This window comes from Mesobacillus jeotgali (assembly GCF_002874535.1).
GTDB lineage: Bacteria > Bacillota > Bacilli > Bacillales > Cytobacillaceae > Mesobacillus > Mesobacillus jeotgali.
The window spans coordinates 578,908-594,835 of record NZ_CP025025.1; the positions used below are offsets into that span (position 1 = coordinate 578,908).

At 44.3% G+C, this 15,928-nt stretch carries 18 protein-coding genes and 1 riboswitch; of the genes, 15 read left to right on the forward strand and 3 right to left on the reverse strand.

Features of this window, described 5'->3' with window-relative positions:
• Window positions 1–116 precede the first annotated feature (116 nt).
• Together CD004_RS02810 and CD004_RS24400 are read left to right on the forward strand one after the other, a co-directional pair.
• A complete protein-coding gene (locus tag CD004_RS02810) occupies window positions 117–1,604 on the forward strand; it encodes an amidase family protein (protein WP_102261386.1) in 1,488 nt (495 codons plus the stop codon).
• Between the two features lie 24 nt (window positions 1,605–1,628).
• Window positions 1,629–1,763: a hypothetical protein gene (locus CD004_RS24400; protein WP_260983522.1), complete on the forward strand. Its 135-nt coding sequence runs from the start codon at window positions 1,629–1,631 to the stop codon at window positions 1,761–1,763.
• Window positions 1,764–2,051: 288 nt separating this feature from the next.
• Here CD004_RS24400 and CD004_RS02815 read toward each other — a convergent pair whose 3' ends face one another.
• The gene (locus CD004_RS02815; RefSeq protein ID WP_102261387.1) at window positions 2,052–2,918 is read right to left on the reverse strand and encodes a YitT family protein; all 867 of its coding nucleotides are present in this window, start codon (window positions 2,916–2,918) and stop codon (window positions 2,052–2,054) included.
• A 178-nt stretch (window positions 2,919–3,096) separates the two neighbouring features.
• Here CD004_RS02815 and CD004_RS24255 point away from each other — a divergent pair, with 178 nt between their 5' ends.
• The 4 genes from CD004_RS24255 to CD004_RS02835 all read left to right on the forward strand — a co-directional run bounded on the left by CD004_RS24255 (window position 3,097) and on the right by CD004_RS02835 (window position 7,657).
• Window positions 3,097–4,260, forward strand: coding sequence for a CBS domain-containing protein (locus CD004_RS24255; RefSeq protein WP_226677932.1), 1,164 nt, complete (start codon window positions 3,097–3,099; stop codon window positions 4,258–4,260).
• 104 nt (window positions 4,261–4,364) lie between these two features.
• A riboswitch (SAM riboswitch) is annotated at window positions 4,365–4,451 on the forward strand.
• A gap of 80 nt (window positions 4,452–4,531) precedes the next feature.
• The gene (locus CD004_RS02825) at window positions 4,532–5,674 is read left to right on the forward strand and encodes a trans-sulfuration enzyme family protein (RefSeq protein ID WP_102264969.1); all 1,143 of its coding nucleotides are present in this window, start codon (window positions 4,532–4,534) and stop codon (window positions 5,672–5,674) included.
• A gap of 146 nt (window positions 5,675–5,820) precedes the next feature.
• Window positions 5,821–6,396: a YflT domain-containing protein gene (locus tag CD004_RS02830; protein ID WP_102261388.1), complete on the forward strand. Its 576-nt coding sequence runs from the start codon at window positions 5,821–5,823 to the stop codon at window positions 6,394–6,396.
• Between the two features lie 175 nt (window positions 6,397–6,571).
• Window positions 6,572–7,657 carry a hypothetical protein gene (locus tag CD004_RS02835; RefSeq protein ID WP_158651472.1) on the forward strand — a complete coding sequence of 362 codons (1,086 nt, stop codon included), beginning with the start codon at window positions 6,572–6,574 and terminating at the stop codon, window positions 7,655–7,657.
• 54 nt (window positions 7,658–7,711) lie between these two features.
• Here the strand turns inward: CD004_RS02835 and CD004_RS23680 are convergent, their stop codons facing one another.
• A complete protein-coding gene (locus CD004_RS23680) occupies window positions 7,712–7,855 on the reverse strand; it encodes a hypothetical protein (RefSeq protein WP_156972730.1) in 144 nt (47 codons plus the stop codon).
• 159 nt (window positions 7,856–8,014) lie between these two features.
• Here CD004_RS23680 and safA point away from each other — a divergent pair, with 159 nt between their 5' ends.
• From safA to CD004_RS02870, 7 genes are all read left to right on the forward strand, one after another.
• The gene (safA, locus tag CD004_RS02840; RefSeq protein ID WP_102264970.1) at window positions 8,015–8,584 is read left to right on the forward strand and encodes a SafA/ExsA family spore coat assembly protein; all 570 of its coding nucleotides are present in this window, start codon (window positions 8,015–8,017) and stop codon (window positions 8,582–8,584) included.
• 247 nt (window positions 8,585–8,831) lie between these two features.
• Entirely contained in the window at window positions 8,832–9,176 is a 345-nt protein-coding gene (locus tag CD004_RS02845) for a lmo0954 family membrane protein (RefSeq protein WP_102261390.1), read from the forward strand.
• 22 nt (window positions 9,177–9,198) lie between these two features.
• The gene (locus tag CD004_RS02850; RefSeq protein WP_102261391.1) at window positions 9,199–9,843 is read left to right on the forward strand and encodes a PspA/IM30 family protein; all 645 of its coding nucleotides are present in this window, start codon (window positions 9,199–9,201) and stop codon (window positions 9,841–9,843) included.
• A gap of 140 nt (window positions 9,844–9,983) precedes the next feature.
• A complete protein-coding gene (liaF, locus tag CD004_RS02855) occupies window positions 9,984–10,718 on the forward strand; it encodes a cell wall-active antibiotics response protein LiaF (RefSeq protein WP_102261392.1) in 735 nt (244 codons plus the stop codon).
• Window positions 10,715–11,761, forward strand: coding sequence for a sensor histidine kinase (locus CD004_RS02860; protein ID WP_102261393.1), 1,047 nt, complete (start codon window positions 10,715–10,717; stop codon window positions 11,759–11,761). Before liaF ends, CD004_RS02860 begins: the two co-directional genes overlap by 4 nt.
• A complete protein-coding gene (locus CD004_RS02865; RefSeq protein WP_102261394.1) occupies window positions 11,754–12,386 on the forward strand; it encodes a response regulator transcription factor in 633 nt (210 codons plus the stop codon). The genes CD004_RS02860 and CD004_RS02865 overlap by 8 nt, the downstream gene beginning before the upstream one ends.
• A 17-nt stretch (window positions 12,387–12,403) precedes the next feature.
• Window positions 12,404–12,586, forward strand: a complete 183-nt coding sequence (locus tag CD004_RS02870; protein ID WP_102261395.1) for a hypothetical protein — start codon at window positions 12,404–12,406, stop codon at window positions 12,584–12,586.
• 28 nt (window positions 12,587–12,614) lie between these two features.
• On the opposite strand, the gene CD004_RS02875 is transcribed toward CD004_RS02870, so the two are convergent.
• Window positions 12,615–12,809, reverse strand: coding sequence for a hypothetical protein (locus CD004_RS02875; protein ID WP_023625769.1), 195 nt, complete (start codon window positions 12,807–12,809; stop codon window positions 12,615–12,617).
• 816 nt (window positions 12,810–13,625) lie between these two features.
• On the opposite strand from CD004_RS02875, the gene CD004_RS24580 reads away from it, so the two are divergent.
• Together CD004_RS24580 and abc-f are read left to right on the forward strand one after the other, a co-directional pair.
• Window positions 13,626–13,781 carry an RAxF-45 family protein gene (locus tag CD004_RS24580; protein WP_319005010.1) on the forward strand — a complete coding sequence of 52 codons (156 nt, stop codon included), beginning with the start codon at window positions 13,626–13,628 and terminating at the stop codon, window positions 13,779–13,781.
• Between the two features lie 163 nt (window positions 13,782–13,944).
• The gene (gene abc-f, locus CD004_RS02880) at window positions 13,945–15,840 is read left to right on the forward strand and encodes a ribosomal protection-like ABC-F family protein (protein WP_102261396.1); all 1,896 of its coding nucleotides are present in this window, start codon (window positions 13,945–13,947) and stop codon (window positions 15,838–15,840) included.
• Window positions 15,841–15,928 lie beyond the last annotated feature (88 nt).

The window sequence follows — 15,928 nt, forward strand, 5'->3', positions numbered from 1 at the left end:
TTAAAGGTTATTTCGGAAAAGAATCAGAATATATATTCCGTAGATTATTTTTGAAGGCTCTTTTAAAGCAGTTGAAATCAACAACTGAAATGCCTTTTTGAAAGGAATTGTTGAACTTGAAAAATCCACGTCTAAATACATTGATGGAAGAATGGCTTCCGGAAGCAACGATTGATGAGATGCAGGCAAAAATGGAGAAGGGCGAGCTGTCTTCTCATGATCTTGTCCTGATGTACCAGGCCCGCATCGCGAAATTTGACCAAACAATTAATTCTGTACTTGAATTGAACCCTGATGCTCTTCACATCGCGGCTGCACTGGATGCTGAACGAAAACAGAATGGTCCAAGAGGACCGCTTCATGGTATTCCGGTCCTGGTAAAAGATAATATTGATACAAACGATAAAATGCATACCAGTGCTGGATCGCTCGCATTGAAAGACTCTTTTGCCCAGAAGGATTCTTTTGTCGCTGCCAGACTCAGGGAAGCAGGCGCTGTCATTCTTGGCAAAACGAATATGACAGAGTGGGCAAATTTCATGGCAAATAACATGAAGAGCGGCTACAGCTCGCGCGGTGGTCAGGTACTGAATTCGTACGGTCCCGGTAAGTTTGACGTTGGCGGCTCAAGTGCTGGTTCCGGGGCAGCAATTGCTGCAAACTTGGCTGCCGTTGCGGTCGGCACGGAAACGGATGGCTCGATTTTAAATCCAGCATCACAAAATTCACTGGTTGGCATCAAGCCGACTGTTGGCCTTGTCAGCCGCAGCGGCATCATCCCGATTGCCCACACTCAGGATACGGCAGGCCCGATTGCAAGAACAGTCAAGGACGCGGTTTATCTTTTAGAAGCAATTGTCGGACAGGATCCGCAAGACCCGGCAACGATGGTAAGTCTGCCTGAATTTAGGCAAGATACCTTGTTTGATGATCAAGCACTAAAAGGAGCGAAAATTGCTGTAGCCCGGGAAGTTTATATTGGCAAATGGACTCAGGAACAGGAGCAAATTTTTCAAAAAGCGGTTGAAAAATTGGAAGAGCTAGGCGCGGAGGTAGTTGAAGCAGCAATCCCGGCGGCGAAGGCGACCTGGGGATATAAGGTTCTGAGCTATGAATTCAAAGCAGACCTGAATGCGTATTTAAACGGACTCTCACCGAATGTTCCGGTCAGGACGCTTTCTGATGTGATTGCTTTCAATAATGAGCATGGGGAGAAAATGCTGAAGTACGGCCAGGAAGTGCTGTTGGAATCGGAAGTGACAAGCGGCACCCTGACTGAAGCTGAATACCTCGAAGAACTGGAATACAACCTTTACATGGCACGGGAGCAGGGAATTGACTATGCATTGAAGGAGTACGGTGCGGATGCGGTGCTTTTCCCGATGGATGGTTCTACGATTGGCTCAAAGGCAGGTTACCCGTCTGTTACAGTTCCAACTGCTTTTACTGATGAAGGCGAGCCAGTCGGTATCACTTTCACAGGTACTGCCTTCAGCGAACCGTTGCTGATCAGGCTAGCCTATGCATTCGAGCAGGCAACCAAGGTGCGTCGAGCGCCTGAACTTAGAATAAACGCCGGGGAAAAAATCCATACTACTTCATGAATCCATCAAAAGGAGCGAGGCAGCATGGGTAAACAAAAGCTCGGCAACGGAAACGCCCAGCGCAACAACAACAAGAAAAAAGGCAACAACACACCCGAAGAGCTAGTCGAATTCACAACCGGCCAGAAAGAAAAGAAATTCAACAATCCAATTGATTAAACCACAGCAAAGTGCCCTGGCGATTCTTCGCCAGGGCACTTTTTACATTAAAAAACTTGAATTATTAAGCACATCATATAAAAAACCTTATAAAACAATATTAGAAAGGCGGAAAACAAACCTAGAACGAGGCCTTTCAAGATTTTATTGGCGAAAATATAAATAATTTGAACACATTTGAAGTTATTTCGACCACATTTCGAAATATATTGGCGGATTTTTGATTTTTTCGACCACATTCAAGAATTAATCGACCAACTGCTAAATTAACAGGTTTCTACCAGCTAATCAATGCCCGCCGCTTTTATCAAAATTGCTTCCCGAAACGTCGGCTACATTCTCAATCGCGACCAACGCGTTTGGATCGATATCATCGACCACTGAGCGGAGGGTGGATAACTCGATCCGGCTGACGATGGTGTAAATGATTTTTTTCGGCTCGTTTGAAAAAACGCCCTGGCCCTGGATGTAGGTCATCCCGCGGCCTAACTGCTTGAGCAGTGCTTCGGCGATTTCCTCAGGGACGTCGGAAATGATCGTGACTGATTTGAGCTCTTCCATCCCTTCGACGACGACGTCAATCATCTTGAAGGCGATGAAATAGGTGATAATCGAGTACATCGCCGTCTCCCAGCTGAACACGAGCAAAGCTGCCAAAATGAAGATGAACAGGTTCATGACCATGACAATCTGCCCGACAGAAATGGTACGCTTTTTACTGACAAGGATGGCGATGATTTCGGTCCCGTCCAGTGCGCCACCTGCCCGGATGACCAAGCCGACACCTGTGCCAAGGATAACCGCTCCGATGATCGTTGCTAAAAATAAATCATCCGTCACCGGTTCAAAGTGGTGTAAATAAGCAGTTGCTCCGGATAAAATAATGACTCCATATAAGGTGCGAAGCGTGAATTTCAAGCCCATCCTCTTATACCCGATATACAGGAAAGGAAGGTTGAACAAAATCAGGTAAATACTCATCGAGATGTTTGTCAGTTCTGCTGCGATAATCGAAAGGCCGATGACCCCTCCATCAAGGATCGCGTTAGGAACAAGGAACATATCAAGCCCAAAAGCAGCGATAATTGCCCCGATTGTAATCGTCACAAGCTGTGTAACCTCTTTGATCACTCTTTTTTTCTTTGTTGCTGCCACTAAATATCAAACCCTTTTCTATTAAAATAACTTCTATGAATTAGTAATGTATGTACTATACTTATTGTATCAAACTTAAAGTTTATCTGGTATTTTTGCATTATATATCCATGATTAGTAAAAGCGGTATTTGGGGTATTGAGAAGGGGAAGTTAATTGAAACTACGGAGGGGCTATTTTGGCTAATAATACTCAGGTTAAACATAGATCTAAAAATCAGTCTGGTTCAAAAAATAAGAAAAATCATCAGACTGGCAACAATAAAAGAAAGTCATATATGAGAACCAATCCTAAGCCGCAGGAGATTGATGAAAGAAGAATGAAGCGGGTTGATGAAAATAATCAAGAGCAGGATGGTAATAAAGGAAGTGGAAACCAATCGAATCAATCTAAAAAAGAAAAAGGTGATTTTTCTTCAAATCATTTCAAGAACGATAAAAGCAAGTCATCATCTCAACAGACCAGCAATGGAAATGGGAACTCATCCAAAAACGGCAACGGGAACGACAAACCATCTTCCAACCAAACCAAAAACGGTAACGGGAAAAATCATAAGAATGAAGGTGGCAAGAATTCATCCAATCAGAATCCTGATTCAGGTGCTAAAAATTCAGAAGATCACGATGTAAAGCATAAGGAGCAATCCGGAAAGTTCGAAACAGCTTTTAACAGGATTCACAAAGCGCTGAAGGAAATGGTGAAGGGGACTGACAGCGATGCGTTTGTGGAGTTGCTGTACTCTGGCTATAAAAACCATTCATTGGTGCGCAAATATAAAAGTGAGCTGCACCAGTTTGCGAAGCTTCGGAATGCGATTGTCCACGAGCGTGTGAATGCGGATTATTATATTGCTGAGCCTCACATTGAGGTGGTCGAACGAATTGAGGAGATATGCAGGGAGTTTGAGAAGCCACAGACGGCATTGTCAATTGCAACAAGTCCGGTGTTCTACTATTACGAGGATGCGTATCTCAAAGATGTTTTAAAGGTCATCAATAAGTTTGATTTTACAAGATTCCCTGTCTATGACAAGGATGATAAGTATATTGCCTTGCTGACTTCTACCGAAATTATCCAGTGGATGGCGAAGCATTTTTCCGACAGTGTGGTCCATTTCGAGGATGTCCGTGTAAAAGAGCTGTTAACGAAGGGGAAAAATTACTTTGTGACCTTTGTTGATGAGGATGCGTCTCTGTATCATATTGAAGAATTGTTTGAACGCTACCATACAAGAGGCAAGAAACTGCAGGCGGTCATCATCACGGAAACGGGGGATCGCCATGGAAAGCCGATCGGCGTCATCACGCCTTGGGACCTGCTGGACAGCGATCCTGAAGATTGATATACAGGAACTTCAACCGTTTATTCACGAATAGTTCATTGACGAAATTATGGCTAAATTGATATACTGCAGCTAATAAAAAACTATTTTCAAAACCGAAATAACTCTTATCCAGAGCGGCGGAGGGACATGCCCTTTGAAGCCCGGCAACCTTCAATTATATGAAAGGTGCTAATTCCTGAAGATAAGTGAGGCTGATTGAATTGTAACCTCTCCTTATTTGGAGAGGTTTTTTATGATTGTTTATCAAATTCTAAAAGCAGGTGACAAAATGGCAAAAAAATTCGAAACAGAAGTACTTCATTCAATACATTCGAAGCAAAAGGGAATTAAAAGCAAGGCGACACCGATTTATCAGACCTCTGCTTTTACATTTAATGATCTTGATGAGCTTGAGGGCTTTTATCAGGGAGAAGGAAACTATTTGTATTCAAGGGTTGGGAACCCGAATACGGATGAACTAGGTCAATCCGTAGCGGCACTTGAGCACGCAGAAGATGGAGTAGCTGCTTCCTCTGGTCTGGCTGCCATTTTAGCGGGGGTCCTGGCAGTAGTGAAGAATGGCGATCATATCGTTGCGGCTGATGATATATATGGCGGGAGTTTCCATATGCTAAAGGCTGAGCTTGAACGATTTGGAGTCGAGACTACATTTGTATCGTTTTCTGACAAGGACAAAGTCGAAAAGGCAATCAAACACAATACGAAGCTTCTTTACACTGAGTCCATCACTAATCCACTCCTCCGTGTTGAAAAGCTAGAGGAAGTCATCGCGCTGGCTAAAAATAGAAATCTCACCGTTTTGGTTGATAACACATTCGCTACTCCGCTGCATGTCCGCCCGTTTTTACTCGGCGCCGACCTGGTTGTCCACAGCGCGACGAAATACATCGGCGGCCACAGTGATGTCACTTCAGGTGTCGTCGTTGGCAAAAAAGAACTGATTGCAGAAGCACGGGCTCGAATCGTGAATCTTGGGGCGAACCTGAGTCCGTTTGAGGCCTGGCTGACATGCAGAGGATTGAAGACTCTGGCGTTAAGAATGAAGGCTCAATCAGAAAATGCAAGGTTGCTGGCTGACAGTCTGAGTGAACACAAGAATGTCTCAAAAGTATTTTACCCATTTTCAGAAGGTGAAAAAGGCTTTGGAGCGATCGTGACGATTGAACTTGCAGAAAACGTTGATACGGATCAGTTTTTCAAGTCTCTAGGATGGATAAAAATCGTGCCAACACTTGCGGGAGTCGAAACAACTGTCTCCCATCCGCTAAAAACCTCCCACCGCGCACTGCCGTCAGAGGCTCAGTCAGAGCTTGGGATAACGTATCGTCTGGTCCGAATTTCAGTTGGGATCGAAAGTGCAGACGATATCATCGAGCAATTTGAAGCTGCACTTGCAGCGGCCGGACAATAATCCGGTAAAACAATAACCAGTTTATCAATACTGTATTGTAAGTATACTTGTTTAGCAATAAAGCCACTAATCGTTCGACATAATGTTTACACGTCCTATATGCGGGTATTTTTAAAAGGACTACTCGTCTAAAGGAGGCTTTTATTATGTTTGAACATGAAAAACATCTTGTTGGAGTATATGATAACGAGCAAGACGCAATCCAGGCTGTTGAGGACCTGAAAAGACAGGGATACTCAACCGATGATATTTCAGTTATCAGTAAGAACGAAGGTGAGGTTCACGATGTCAACGAAGCTACCGGTACAAAGACTGAGGAAGGTCTAGCTGCAGGTGCAGCAACAGGCGGCGTATTAGGCGGCCTTACTGGATTATTGGCAGGCATCGGAGCACTAGCGATTCCTGGATTAGGCCCAATCGTCGCTGCAGGCCCGATCGCTGCGACACTTACCGGCGCGGCAGTAGGCGCAGGTGCTGGCGGTTTAGCCGGAGCACTGATTGGAATGGGTATTCCGGAAGATGAAGCTGAACGCTACGAAGGCTATGTAAAAGAAGGCAAGATTCTAGTTGTTGTCGAGCGCGACGAAAACAGAGTTGGCTTGAATAACGATGCAACAACTGTTGATGCCTTAGATGGCACAAGGACTCGCAATCCAGTTGATGCACCGCTTACTTCGGACAACCCTGCTAACACTCGTTTTGATAACACACGCGACTTTTAATAACCATGTCATTTATAAAGGCTGCCAGTAAAATCTGGCAGCCTTTTGGCGTTAAATGGAAAGCCGATCATCAATATACAGCCGCAAAAGGCATTCACCTATACAGGTGAAGTCATCTTGCATAGTTTAGTAATGAGGAGGTTTTGTCCTTATTCTACTATAAAGGATGAGAGGCATGAATTTTAAAGGCAAGAAACTAAAGCAAGTGTTCGGCGGCAGTCACTGTCCGCCTGACCCACAGCCAGTGGATTGTACGGCTCCTTCTTCATATACTGTGCTGGATTCGATGGCAAATCCATTGTATGTGGTAACGTTCTTGGGAGTGGTTCCTGTTACAGAAGGGTACCGATGGGATTATCAAATTACTAATATCAATGCCCAGAATGGACTGAGTAACTGGGTGTTGGAACTTGAAGGATGTTTCAGTGATTTTGAATGTTTTGTAGGGGATATCTTTCCGGCCGATGAAATGAATATTCCTGTTCCAACGACACCTGGAGACTGTTTATTCCCTTCTTCAAATCCCAACTTCCCGTGTCCAATCACTGACCCGTGCACAAGTGTAGTAGGGCTGAAATTTGATAATTTGAATCCACAGGGTGAGCCAGAACTGGAGCCAGGGACAACACAAAGATTTTCGTTCATAATCCCTGAGAATCTCCCAGCAGAAGTAGCGTGTTTTCAATTGAAATTTGGAACCATGTCCCGCTGCGGAGAAATCTGTGCACCAGCATGTATTTGTGATAATCCGTGTATTTGCGAAGAAGATAATAATTTTACCTGCGATGTCATGTTCCCCGATTGCTTCACACTAGGAGGCACGGAGGAAGATGTGAGAGTCGCCTATTGTATTGGTGATGTCAGTGAATGTGTAATGGACGGGACATGCGAGGTGTTGGACACGATCAATGTTTGCAATACCAATTTGCAATGTTGTGTGCCTGTACAACGCTGGAGGCAGGAAATTGACTTCCAGGTCATCTTCAATGTCCCGATGATTCCATTGCTTGGTTCAGGTGCCTGTGTAGAGGAGCCAGTTTTTGCGTGTTGCCAGGATGAGGGAACGGCGATTCAAAACTGCTTCACTTGTATAGGCGATACTTCTGTAGATCCGCCTTGTGTGGAACCAGATTGTGAAAATACTGAAGTTGTCGTTACAGGCTTGACTCCAATAGAAGATCGAACTGGAACGATTATCGGTGTTACGATTGAATACTCTTTTGTCACCCCGCCATGTGCCAATGAAGTGGTCGATGGTTAAGAAGCGAATGTAAAAAAAAGCTGGCTGCATAACTAAACTTGCAGCCAGCTTTTTCTATTCTTTTTTCCTTGAATCCAATAAATCAATCCGGCTTGCATCCTTAAGGTTAAAAGCCGTTGAGATAAAATACAATAAAATACCGCCAACTAAACCGAGACAAATGACAAAACCAATGGTCATCACCCAAAGATAGCCCATAATTCGCATTCCTCCCTTGATAAAACTATATGCACAGTTTTCGTGATGTTTTCACGCAAAAAATAATAAAGTATAATTTCTTGAAATAATCTCATCCTATCTGTTGAGGAGGAGTGTATTGTGTTCAAAAAAATAATCTTAGCCTTATTATTGATCGTAATGGCAATCCCGACGGTTTCGTTTGCCCAACAGGTCCACACGGTACGGTCTGGTGACACTCTATGGAAAATATCAGTCAGGTACCAGGTTGGCCTTTCCGAAATCATCGCCGCCAACCCACAGTTTAAAAATCCGAACTTGATTTATCCTGGCCAGAGGGTGAATATCCCTACTATAAGAGCAACAAAGAGTATAGAAAGCCAGGTAATCCAGCTGACAAATCAGGAGCGTGCCAAGAATGGCCTGAAACCGCTCGCTGCTGACTGGCAGCTTTCCAGGGTTGCACGATATAAATCTGCTGATATGAGAGACAAAAATTATTTCTCCCATACAAGTCCGACCTATGGCAGCCCGTTCACGATGATGAAAAACTTTGGTATCAATTACAGAAGCGCCGGTGAAAATATCGCTGCCGGGCAAAGGACACCAAGTGAAGTAGTCCAATCATGGATGAACAGTCCTGGCCACCGCAAAAATATCCTTAGCCCTACATACACCCATATCGGTGTTGGACATGCAACTGGCGGATCGTATGGACACTATTGGACACAAATGTTTATCGCAAAATAAATAATATCTCGTATGGAAATAACCCAGTGAATAGCCACTGGGTTATTTTTTTTATTGTGCCGGTATATCAGATTATTGGCCAATATCGCAGAAAAAAAGAATTCTAATGCCTTCAAAGAACAGACACTACCTACAGTCCTGCGCCGCACTAAGCCTCAGGTCCTACCGCAAAATCAAGCTCAGGCACGTTATTGAATTTTTGCGAGAAAGGTAAGATGTAATCATAAGAGATAAGGAGGAATTGAACATGAAAAAATTTGGTTTACTTGTTGCCGGCTTCATTGCAGCCATGGTGCTGATTTCAAACCTTGGCCCGCTCGTCGGACTTGGGGTCAGCTTGCTGGTGCTCTACTTCGTCGTCAAGCAATTTTTAAAGACAGACTCGACTGCCGCAAAAATTGGCTGGGGAATCGTCGGCTTCATCATCTTGATGGCAACTGCTTCTAACGTACCAGCAATCCTCGGGATCGCAGCTGCTTATGTCCTGTACCTTGTATATAAAAACTGGGACAAAAAAGAAGAAGCAATCCGCGAAGAAAGCGATCCTTTCGTCAACTTCGAAAAGCAATGGGCAGAGTTGAAAAATAACTAATTCTAAAAGGAGAGATTTTCAAATGGCTAATCTATTAACAAGAATTAAAAACACCGTAATGGCAGATCTTCACGAGGCACTTGACCAGAAGGAAAAGAAAAATCCAATCGCACTGTTGAACCAGTATCTTCGTGAGTGTGAAAACGAAACAGAAAAGGTCAGAAAGCTACTTGAACGTCAAGGACAGTTGAAGGAACAGTTTGCACGCGAGCATCATCAAGCGCTTGAAATGGCTGAAAAGAGGAAGTACCAATCCGAGGTGGCAATGAGAGCCGGGGAATCCGATCTTCAGGAGTTTGCCGCCCAGGAGCAGACCCAATATGAAGAGCGAGCTGCCAGGCTGAAGGAAGCGATGGAAAACGCGGTCAAACAACAGCTTGAGCTTGAGCGGAAGTATGAAGAGATGAATCATAAGCTAAAAGATATGCATATCCGCCGCCTTGAATTGATGGGCCGTGAAAATGTGACACGCGCCAATTACAGGATGGATCAGGTGCTCGAGAACAATTCAAAATCCGACAAAGCATATTCAAGATTCTCAGAAATGGAAACCTATCTTGACCATCTAGAGGAGAAAGTGAATAACAATTACAACCGCAATACAATTGACAGCAGGATTGCCCAGCTGGAAAAAGAGTTTAAAAATAAAGAATCACATACTATTTAATAGGCAAAACATGGTATTCTATAGAGGCGCAGGCACCTGCGCCTTTTGGGTATCACCTCGAAAGGACTTCATATTACCAATCCTCTATCAAGTATGTATTTCATTTTTTTAAAAAATTTTAGAGGAAGGGAGGAGACAGCATGTTGAACAACATGAAAAATGATTATGTGAGCTGGATTGTGATTACTGGACTCATATTGCTTTTGCTCGAAGTTTCATTTTTTAACGAAGGGTTGATCTTCTCCCTTCTTGCAAGTGGAGCAATGGTTTACTTTGGCCGCTCTTTAATGCCGAAAAAATCAGGGAAGCTGTTGTTTTGGGTAGGTTTGTTCTTTTTCCTGAGCAGTGTTTTCAGCATGATGACCTTCAGGTTCTTCTTATTGGCTGTGCTGATCTATCTTGCCTATCAATTTGCACAGTCAAAAAAGAAACCAGAAGTGGTCACGCCAGTTTTACAGGAGCCTGAAAAGGAACTCAGGAAGGAGATGCTGATCGAAAAGCCTCCACTGTTTAAAAATCGTTTGTTCGGCCATCAGGAAACGCCTTCTCATGTGTATGAATGGAATGATGTCAATATCCAGACGGGGATTGGCGACAGCGTTGTCGACTTAAGCCTGACGGTGCTGCCAAAGGGAGAAACCGTCATTTTTATCCGCAATATCATTGGCAATGTAAAAGTGTATGTGCCATATGATTTAGAGGTCACACTCCGGCATTCCTCGGTAATTGGGTCTGCTGATGTATTTGAGCATGGGGAAGGAAGAGTGCTGAACCAGAGTCTGTATGTACAGACACCAGGCTATGACGAAGCTGAGCAAAAGGTTAAGATTTTTACCTCGATGCTTGTCGGGAATATCGAGGTGAAACGCATATGACGACTGCCATGCGCCAAATCTTATGGGGATTGGCCCTCGGGATTATTTTATTCATAGCGGTGACTTTGTCTTTTGTGCTTGTTTTTCCGGTAGCGAAGCTTTCTGATCTGTGGAACCGTGAGTTGATGGATATTCCTTTCATCATTTTCACATTCAGCATTAGTGTCGTGTTAGGTGTCGCTTTTGGGATGGCGTCAGGAACATACTGGCGAAAGCAATTCGGAACGGTCGATAACTGGCTGTTTCAGCTCGAGGAAGGCCAGGAGCCCGAAATTGAACAGAATCAGGCATACGCAGAAATTTCATCGATTTCAAAAAGAGTCAGCAAGCTTCATAAGCAAATCTCTGAAAAAGCGATGCTGTCACAGCGGTTGGCGACTGAAAAAGCGGAGGAGCAAGAGTCGAGGATTCAGGAAATCATTTCTCAGGAGCGCAACAGGCTTGCCCGGGAACTGCATGACTCGGTCAGCCAGCAGCTATTTGCGGCATCGATGCTGATGTCTGCCATTAATGAAACAAAGGGGCCGTCCGAGGAACGAGAAGCGAAGCAGCTGAAGATGGTCGAGGAAATGATTCATCAGTCGCAGCTCGAAATGAGAGCGCTGCTTCTGCATCTCCGCCCAGTTGCCTTGAAAGGGAAATGCCTGCAAGAAGGAATCGAGGAACTGTTAATCGAATTAAGACAAAAAGTCACCATGAATATCAAGTGGAAGGTCGAGCCGTTCCCGTTGGATAAAGGAGTCGAAGACCACTTATTCCGCATCCTCCAAGAGTCTGTTTCGAATACGCTTCGCCATGCTAAGGCAGAAGAGCTCGAAGTATTGTTGATCAAGCGTGACGATAAAGTGATTTTAAGAGTTGTCGATGATGGGCTCGGTTTTAACGTAGAAGAAACAAAAGCAGGATCATATGGCCTCCAGAATATGCATGAACGTGCCGGGGAAATCGGTGGTACATTGAAGATTGTCAGTGTAGAAAATAAAGGGACCAGACTTGAGGTCAAGGTTCCAATATTAGTGGTGGCGGGTGAGAAGAATGATTAAAGTTGTGTTTGTAGATGACCACGAAATGGTGCGGATTGGAGTTTCGTCGTATTTATCGGCCCAGCCGGATATTGATGTAATCGGCGAGGCAGATAACGGGAAGACAGGTGTCGAGATGGCGCTTGAGCTGCGGCCGGATATCATTCTCATGGATCTGGTCATGAAGGAAATGGACGGAATCGAAGCGACAAGGCAGATCATCGAGCAGTGGCCGGAAGCTAAAATCATCATCGTAACCAGTTTCCTCGATGATGAAAAAGTGTATCCCGCGCTTGAAGCGGGGGCGACGAGTTATATGCTGAAAACATCAAAAGCTAGTGAAATTGCTAATGCTGTAAGGGTTACATACTCAGGACAGCCGGTGCTCGAGCCAGAAGTGACAGGCAAGATGATGATGAAAATGCGCCAGAAAAACAATGTTGAGCTGCACGAAGAGCTGACAGAACGCGAGATGGAAGTCTTGAAGCTGATTGCCGAAGGAAAGACAAACCAGGAAATTGCCGATGAACTATTCATCGCCCTGAAAACCGTGAAAACGCATGTCAGCAATATCTTAAGCAAGCTGCAGGTGCAGGATCGAACACAGGCAGTCATTTATGCATTCAGGCATTCAATCGTAAAATAACAGAGGGAGGTGCTCTGATGGAGCCGTTATTTGGTTTGTTCGGCCTGTTTGGGGTATTGTTGTCAATCGGATTGCCAATCGTTCTTATTGTGCTTTTTGTCATGCTGGTCACCAGCACAAAAAGGCAGGAAGCGTTATTGACCGAGATCCTAGCTGAGTTGAGAAGGAAGAATTCGACTGAGGATCATCTGAATCGATAAAACAAAAAAGAGGCCAGTGGCCCCTTACTTAATTTGCTTTCTTATCGATTACATCTAACTTCATAAGCATTTCGCTCAACGCTATGGATATGACTTCCCGTTCTTCAAACTCATTTGGATAACGGGAAGCACTATTTATATAGTTATGCTTTTCAGCTAACTTTTCCTTTATCTTTTTACACATCCAGAGCTGGTAATCAGAAAGTTCCAGTTGTCTAAGCATTTGTCACCCACTCCTTCGTTAGTTATCCATTACCCGCGGGCCAAGCCTGCTTAAACGCTTTATCCAAGATTATCAGAATGGGAAAAATTGAGAAAATTCCAGTGTGCCGCTGCTGAACTAGATTTAATCAAACGTTTAATTAACATGGATCAGTGAATGAATGAGACAGTAGCAGGCAGTAACAGCGTCAGAAACTGGGCTGATTAAGTGTCCGCTTCTTCCTTCAGGGCTAGGTTCTTACAGATAATCACGAAACCGGTCATATCCGTTGCTTAAGTGCCGGGTTATTCCATTTAATCAGGAGACCGGGAACATATTAGTTGTAAGAGTGCCCGGTTATTCGATTTGACCACGAGACCGGGAACATATTTGTTGTTTATGTGCCCGGTTATTCCATTTGAGTAGAAGACCGGGAACATATTAGTTGTAAAAGTGCCCGGTTATTCGATTTGACCACGAGACCGGGAACATATTTGTTGTTTATGTGCCCGGTTATTCCATTTGAGTAGAAGACCGGGAACATATTAGTTGTAAAAGTGCCCGGTTATTCGATTTGACCACGAGACCGGAACATATCAGTTGTAAAAGTGCCCGGTTATTCGATTTGATCACGAGACTGGGAACATATTTGTTGTTTATGTGCCCTGTTATTCCATTTGGCAAGAGACCGGGAACATATCCAATTTTTATATGCGGGCGGGGTTAATGCACCAGGGAGAAAATGTTTCATTCCATGAACACATCAGGAAAAACTTGCTAAAATAATTATGTAATTGTAAAATAAAACTAACTATTACTGAACGGAGGTGAGGAGAGATGATCAAGACTGTTTTTGTACGAGGATTTTGGAATGAGTTCCTTTATTTTTGTCGTGCAAAATTTGCTGTTGCAGCTGCCAACGGGATACGTATGCCCTTTTTTAACAGCTCAATATCAAATACAAACGGTTGGATCATCTCTTTTCCCGCTTAATTGCAAGCTTCGGTGAATGGGGAGGGCTCTTTTGCCCTCCTTTTGTATTCATTGTATTGCTGGAGCCAGGAGCAGAGCCATCTGCCCCTGGCTTTTTTGCGCTTAAAAAAAAAAAACGGGGTGCATTTGGTGAAAAGGGGGATCGTTAATAGGAGGAAAAATAATGATAGCATGCAGTATTAACCATATAAGCAAAATGTACGGAGGCAATCTTATATTTGAAGATTTGTCTTTTGAAATAAACGAGAAGGACAGGGTTGGCCTGGTTGGGCCAAACGGTTGTGGCAAGACAACGTTGATGAAACTGATTGCCGGCATGGAAGAGACTGACCATGGAAAGATTCATTGGAAAAAAGGGTTGAAAATCGGCTACCTGGCTCAGATTCCTATTTATGAGGATGGGATGACCGCCAGGGGAGTCCTGGAAACAGCCTTTGAAGAGTTGCTGGCTGTTCAGGAGGAAATGAAGCAGCTTGAAACCGAGATGGCAGAAGCCGGTGAGGATTCGCTTAAGCTTGAAAGACTGCTGGCGAAATATGGTGTTCTCCAGGAGAAGTTTACTCTAGGAGGCGGTTATGAAATGGAAGCCAATATTGACCGCATTGCCAACGGCTTGAAGATTGAGACCTTGCTTGATTCGAACTTTAACAGGCTTAGCGGCGGTGAGAAAACGAAGGTAGGCCTTGGATTGAGTCTGCTCCGAAATCCAGATTTGCTGCTTCTCGATGAGCCGACAAACCATCTTGATATTATGGCTGCCGAGTGGCTGGCTGAGTTTTTGAAAGAATACGATGGGACTGTTGTGATCATCTCGCATGACCGTTATTTCCTTGACGAAACAGCGACAAAAATCCTCGACCTGGAGGATGGCGAGATTGATCTTTATCATGCCAATTACTCTGGGTTCATTAAAGAAAAAGAGGCCAAATTACTGCGTGAATTCCAGGCGTTTGAAGAACAGCAGCGGAAAATCAAGAAGATGAAAGAGGCAATCAAGCGACTGCGTGACTGGGCAAATAGAGCAAACCCGCCAAGCGCGGCGCTTCATAAAAGGGCTACGAACATGGAGAGAGCGCTCGCCAGGATGGAGAAGCTGGACCGTCCGATTTTAAACAGGAAGAAAATGAATTTCGAACTGGATACAGGAGCGCGCAGCGGGAAGGACGTGCTAGTTTTTAAAGATGTCCAGAAATCATTTGGAGATAGAAAACTTTTCTCAAAGGTCAATCTCCAGCTCCACTATCAGGACCGTGCGGCAATTGTCGGTGAAAATGGTTCGGGTAAAACAACGCTGCTGAAGTTCGTTCAGGGTGAACTTGCACCTGACCATGGGGAAGTCTGGAACGGAAGCAATGTCAAGATTGGGTACCTTTCACAGCATATGGAGCTTTCCAGCCAGGGTGGCACGGTGCTTGATGCATTCCGGAATGAGGTAGTAATGAATGAGGGAGAGGCCCGGAACGTGCTCGCCGGCTTCCTGTTCTATGGTCCGGATGTCTTTAAGAAAGTATCTCAGCTAAGCGGCGGCGAACGGATGAGACTGCGCCTAGCTCAGCTGATGCATCAGGATCTCAATTTCCTTATACTTGATGAACCAACTAATCATCTGGATATCGATTCACGTGAAGTGCTGGAAGAAGCGCTCGCAGGGTTCGAGGGAACGCTCCTGGCTGTCTCACATGACCGCTATTTCTTGAATAAGCTATTTAATAAGGTTTACTGGCTCGAAGGCGGAGATTTGACGGAAATAGAGGGCAATTATGACCGTGCGAGAGTGAAAATGGCAGAGAAACGGAAGCAGTGGGAGGCTGGTGCTCCTGCTCCGGCGGAATCCGTAAAGCCTCCTTTAAGAGAAGAAAAAGTAAAAGATCCTGTTGTTACTCATAGCGAAGAAGCTCTGTTCGAAGAAATCGAGAATCATGAAAAGTCGATTGGCGAGCTTGAACAGCAAATGGAGATCATGACCGATCTTGAATTGCTCCAGAAGCTCCACGCTGAAAAAGAAATTTTAGAGTCACAACGAAATCAGCTGTATTCCAAACTTGAGGAAATTTCATAATATAAATTGAAGAAGAACTGCTTATAAGGGCAGTTCTTCCTTTATTTTACTGGTAAAAATGCGCCTGATTTTCCAATTCGCTATAAAA

Bases quoted from the DNA above. Each gene is read 5' to 3' on its own strand.
- CD004_RS24400 (WP_260983522.1), top strand. From the start codon at position 1,629: ATGGGTAAACAAAAGCTCGGCAACGGAAACGCCCAGCGCAACAACAAC.
- CD004_RS02825 (WP_102264969.1), top strand. From the start codon at position 4,532: ATGGCAAAAAAATTCGAAACAGAAGTACTTCATTCAATACATTCGAAG.
- CD004_RS02830 (WP_102261388.1), top strand. From the start codon at position 5,821: ATGTTTGAACATGAAAAACATCTTGTTGGAGTATATGATAACGAGCAA.
- CD004_RS02835 (WP_158651472.1), top strand. From the start codon at position 6,572: ATGAATTTTAAAGGCAAGAAACTAAAGCAAGTGTTCGGCGGCAGTCAC.
- CD004_RS23680 (WP_156972730.1), bottom strand. From the start codon at position 7,855: ATGGGCTATCTTTGGGTGATGACCATTGGTTTTGTCATTTGTCTCGGT.
- safA (WP_102264970.1), top strand. From the start codon at position 8,015: ATGGCAATCCCGACGGTTTCGTTTGCCCAACAGGTCCACACGGTACGG.
- CD004_RS02845 (WP_102261390.1), top strand. From the start codon at position 8,832: ATGAAAAAATTTGGTTTACTTGTTGCCGGCTTCATTGCAGCCATGGTG.
- CD004_RS02850 (WP_102261391.1), top strand. From the start codon at position 9,199: ATGGCTAATCTATTAACAAGAATTAAAAACACCGTAATGGCAGATCTT.
- liaF (WP_102261392.1), top strand. From the start codon at position 9,984: ATGTTGAACAACATGAAAAATGATTATGTGAGCTGGATTGTGATTACT.
- CD004_RS02860 (WP_102261393.1), top strand. From the start codon at position 10,715: ATGACGACTGCCATGCGCCAAATCTTATGGGGATTGGCCCTCGGGATT.
- CD004_RS02865 (WP_102261394.1), top strand. From the start codon at position 11,754: ATGATTAAAGTTGTGTTTGTAGATGACCACGAAATGGTGCGGATTGGA.
- CD004_RS02870 (WP_102261395.1), top strand. From the start codon at position 12,404: ATGGAGCCGTTATTTGGTTTGTTCGGCCTGTTTGGGGTATTGTTGTCA.
- CD004_RS02875 (WP_023625769.1), bottom strand. From the start codon at position 12,809: ATGCTTAGACAACTGGAACTTTCTGATTACCAGCTCTGGATGTGTAAA.
- CD004_RS24580 (WP_319005010.1), top strand. From the start codon at position 13,626: ATGATCAAGACTGTTTTTGTACGAGGATTTTGGAATGAGTTCCTTTAT.
- abc-f (WP_102261396.1), top strand. From the start codon at position 13,945: ATGATAGCATGCAGTATTAACCATATAAGCAAAATGTACGGAGGCAAT.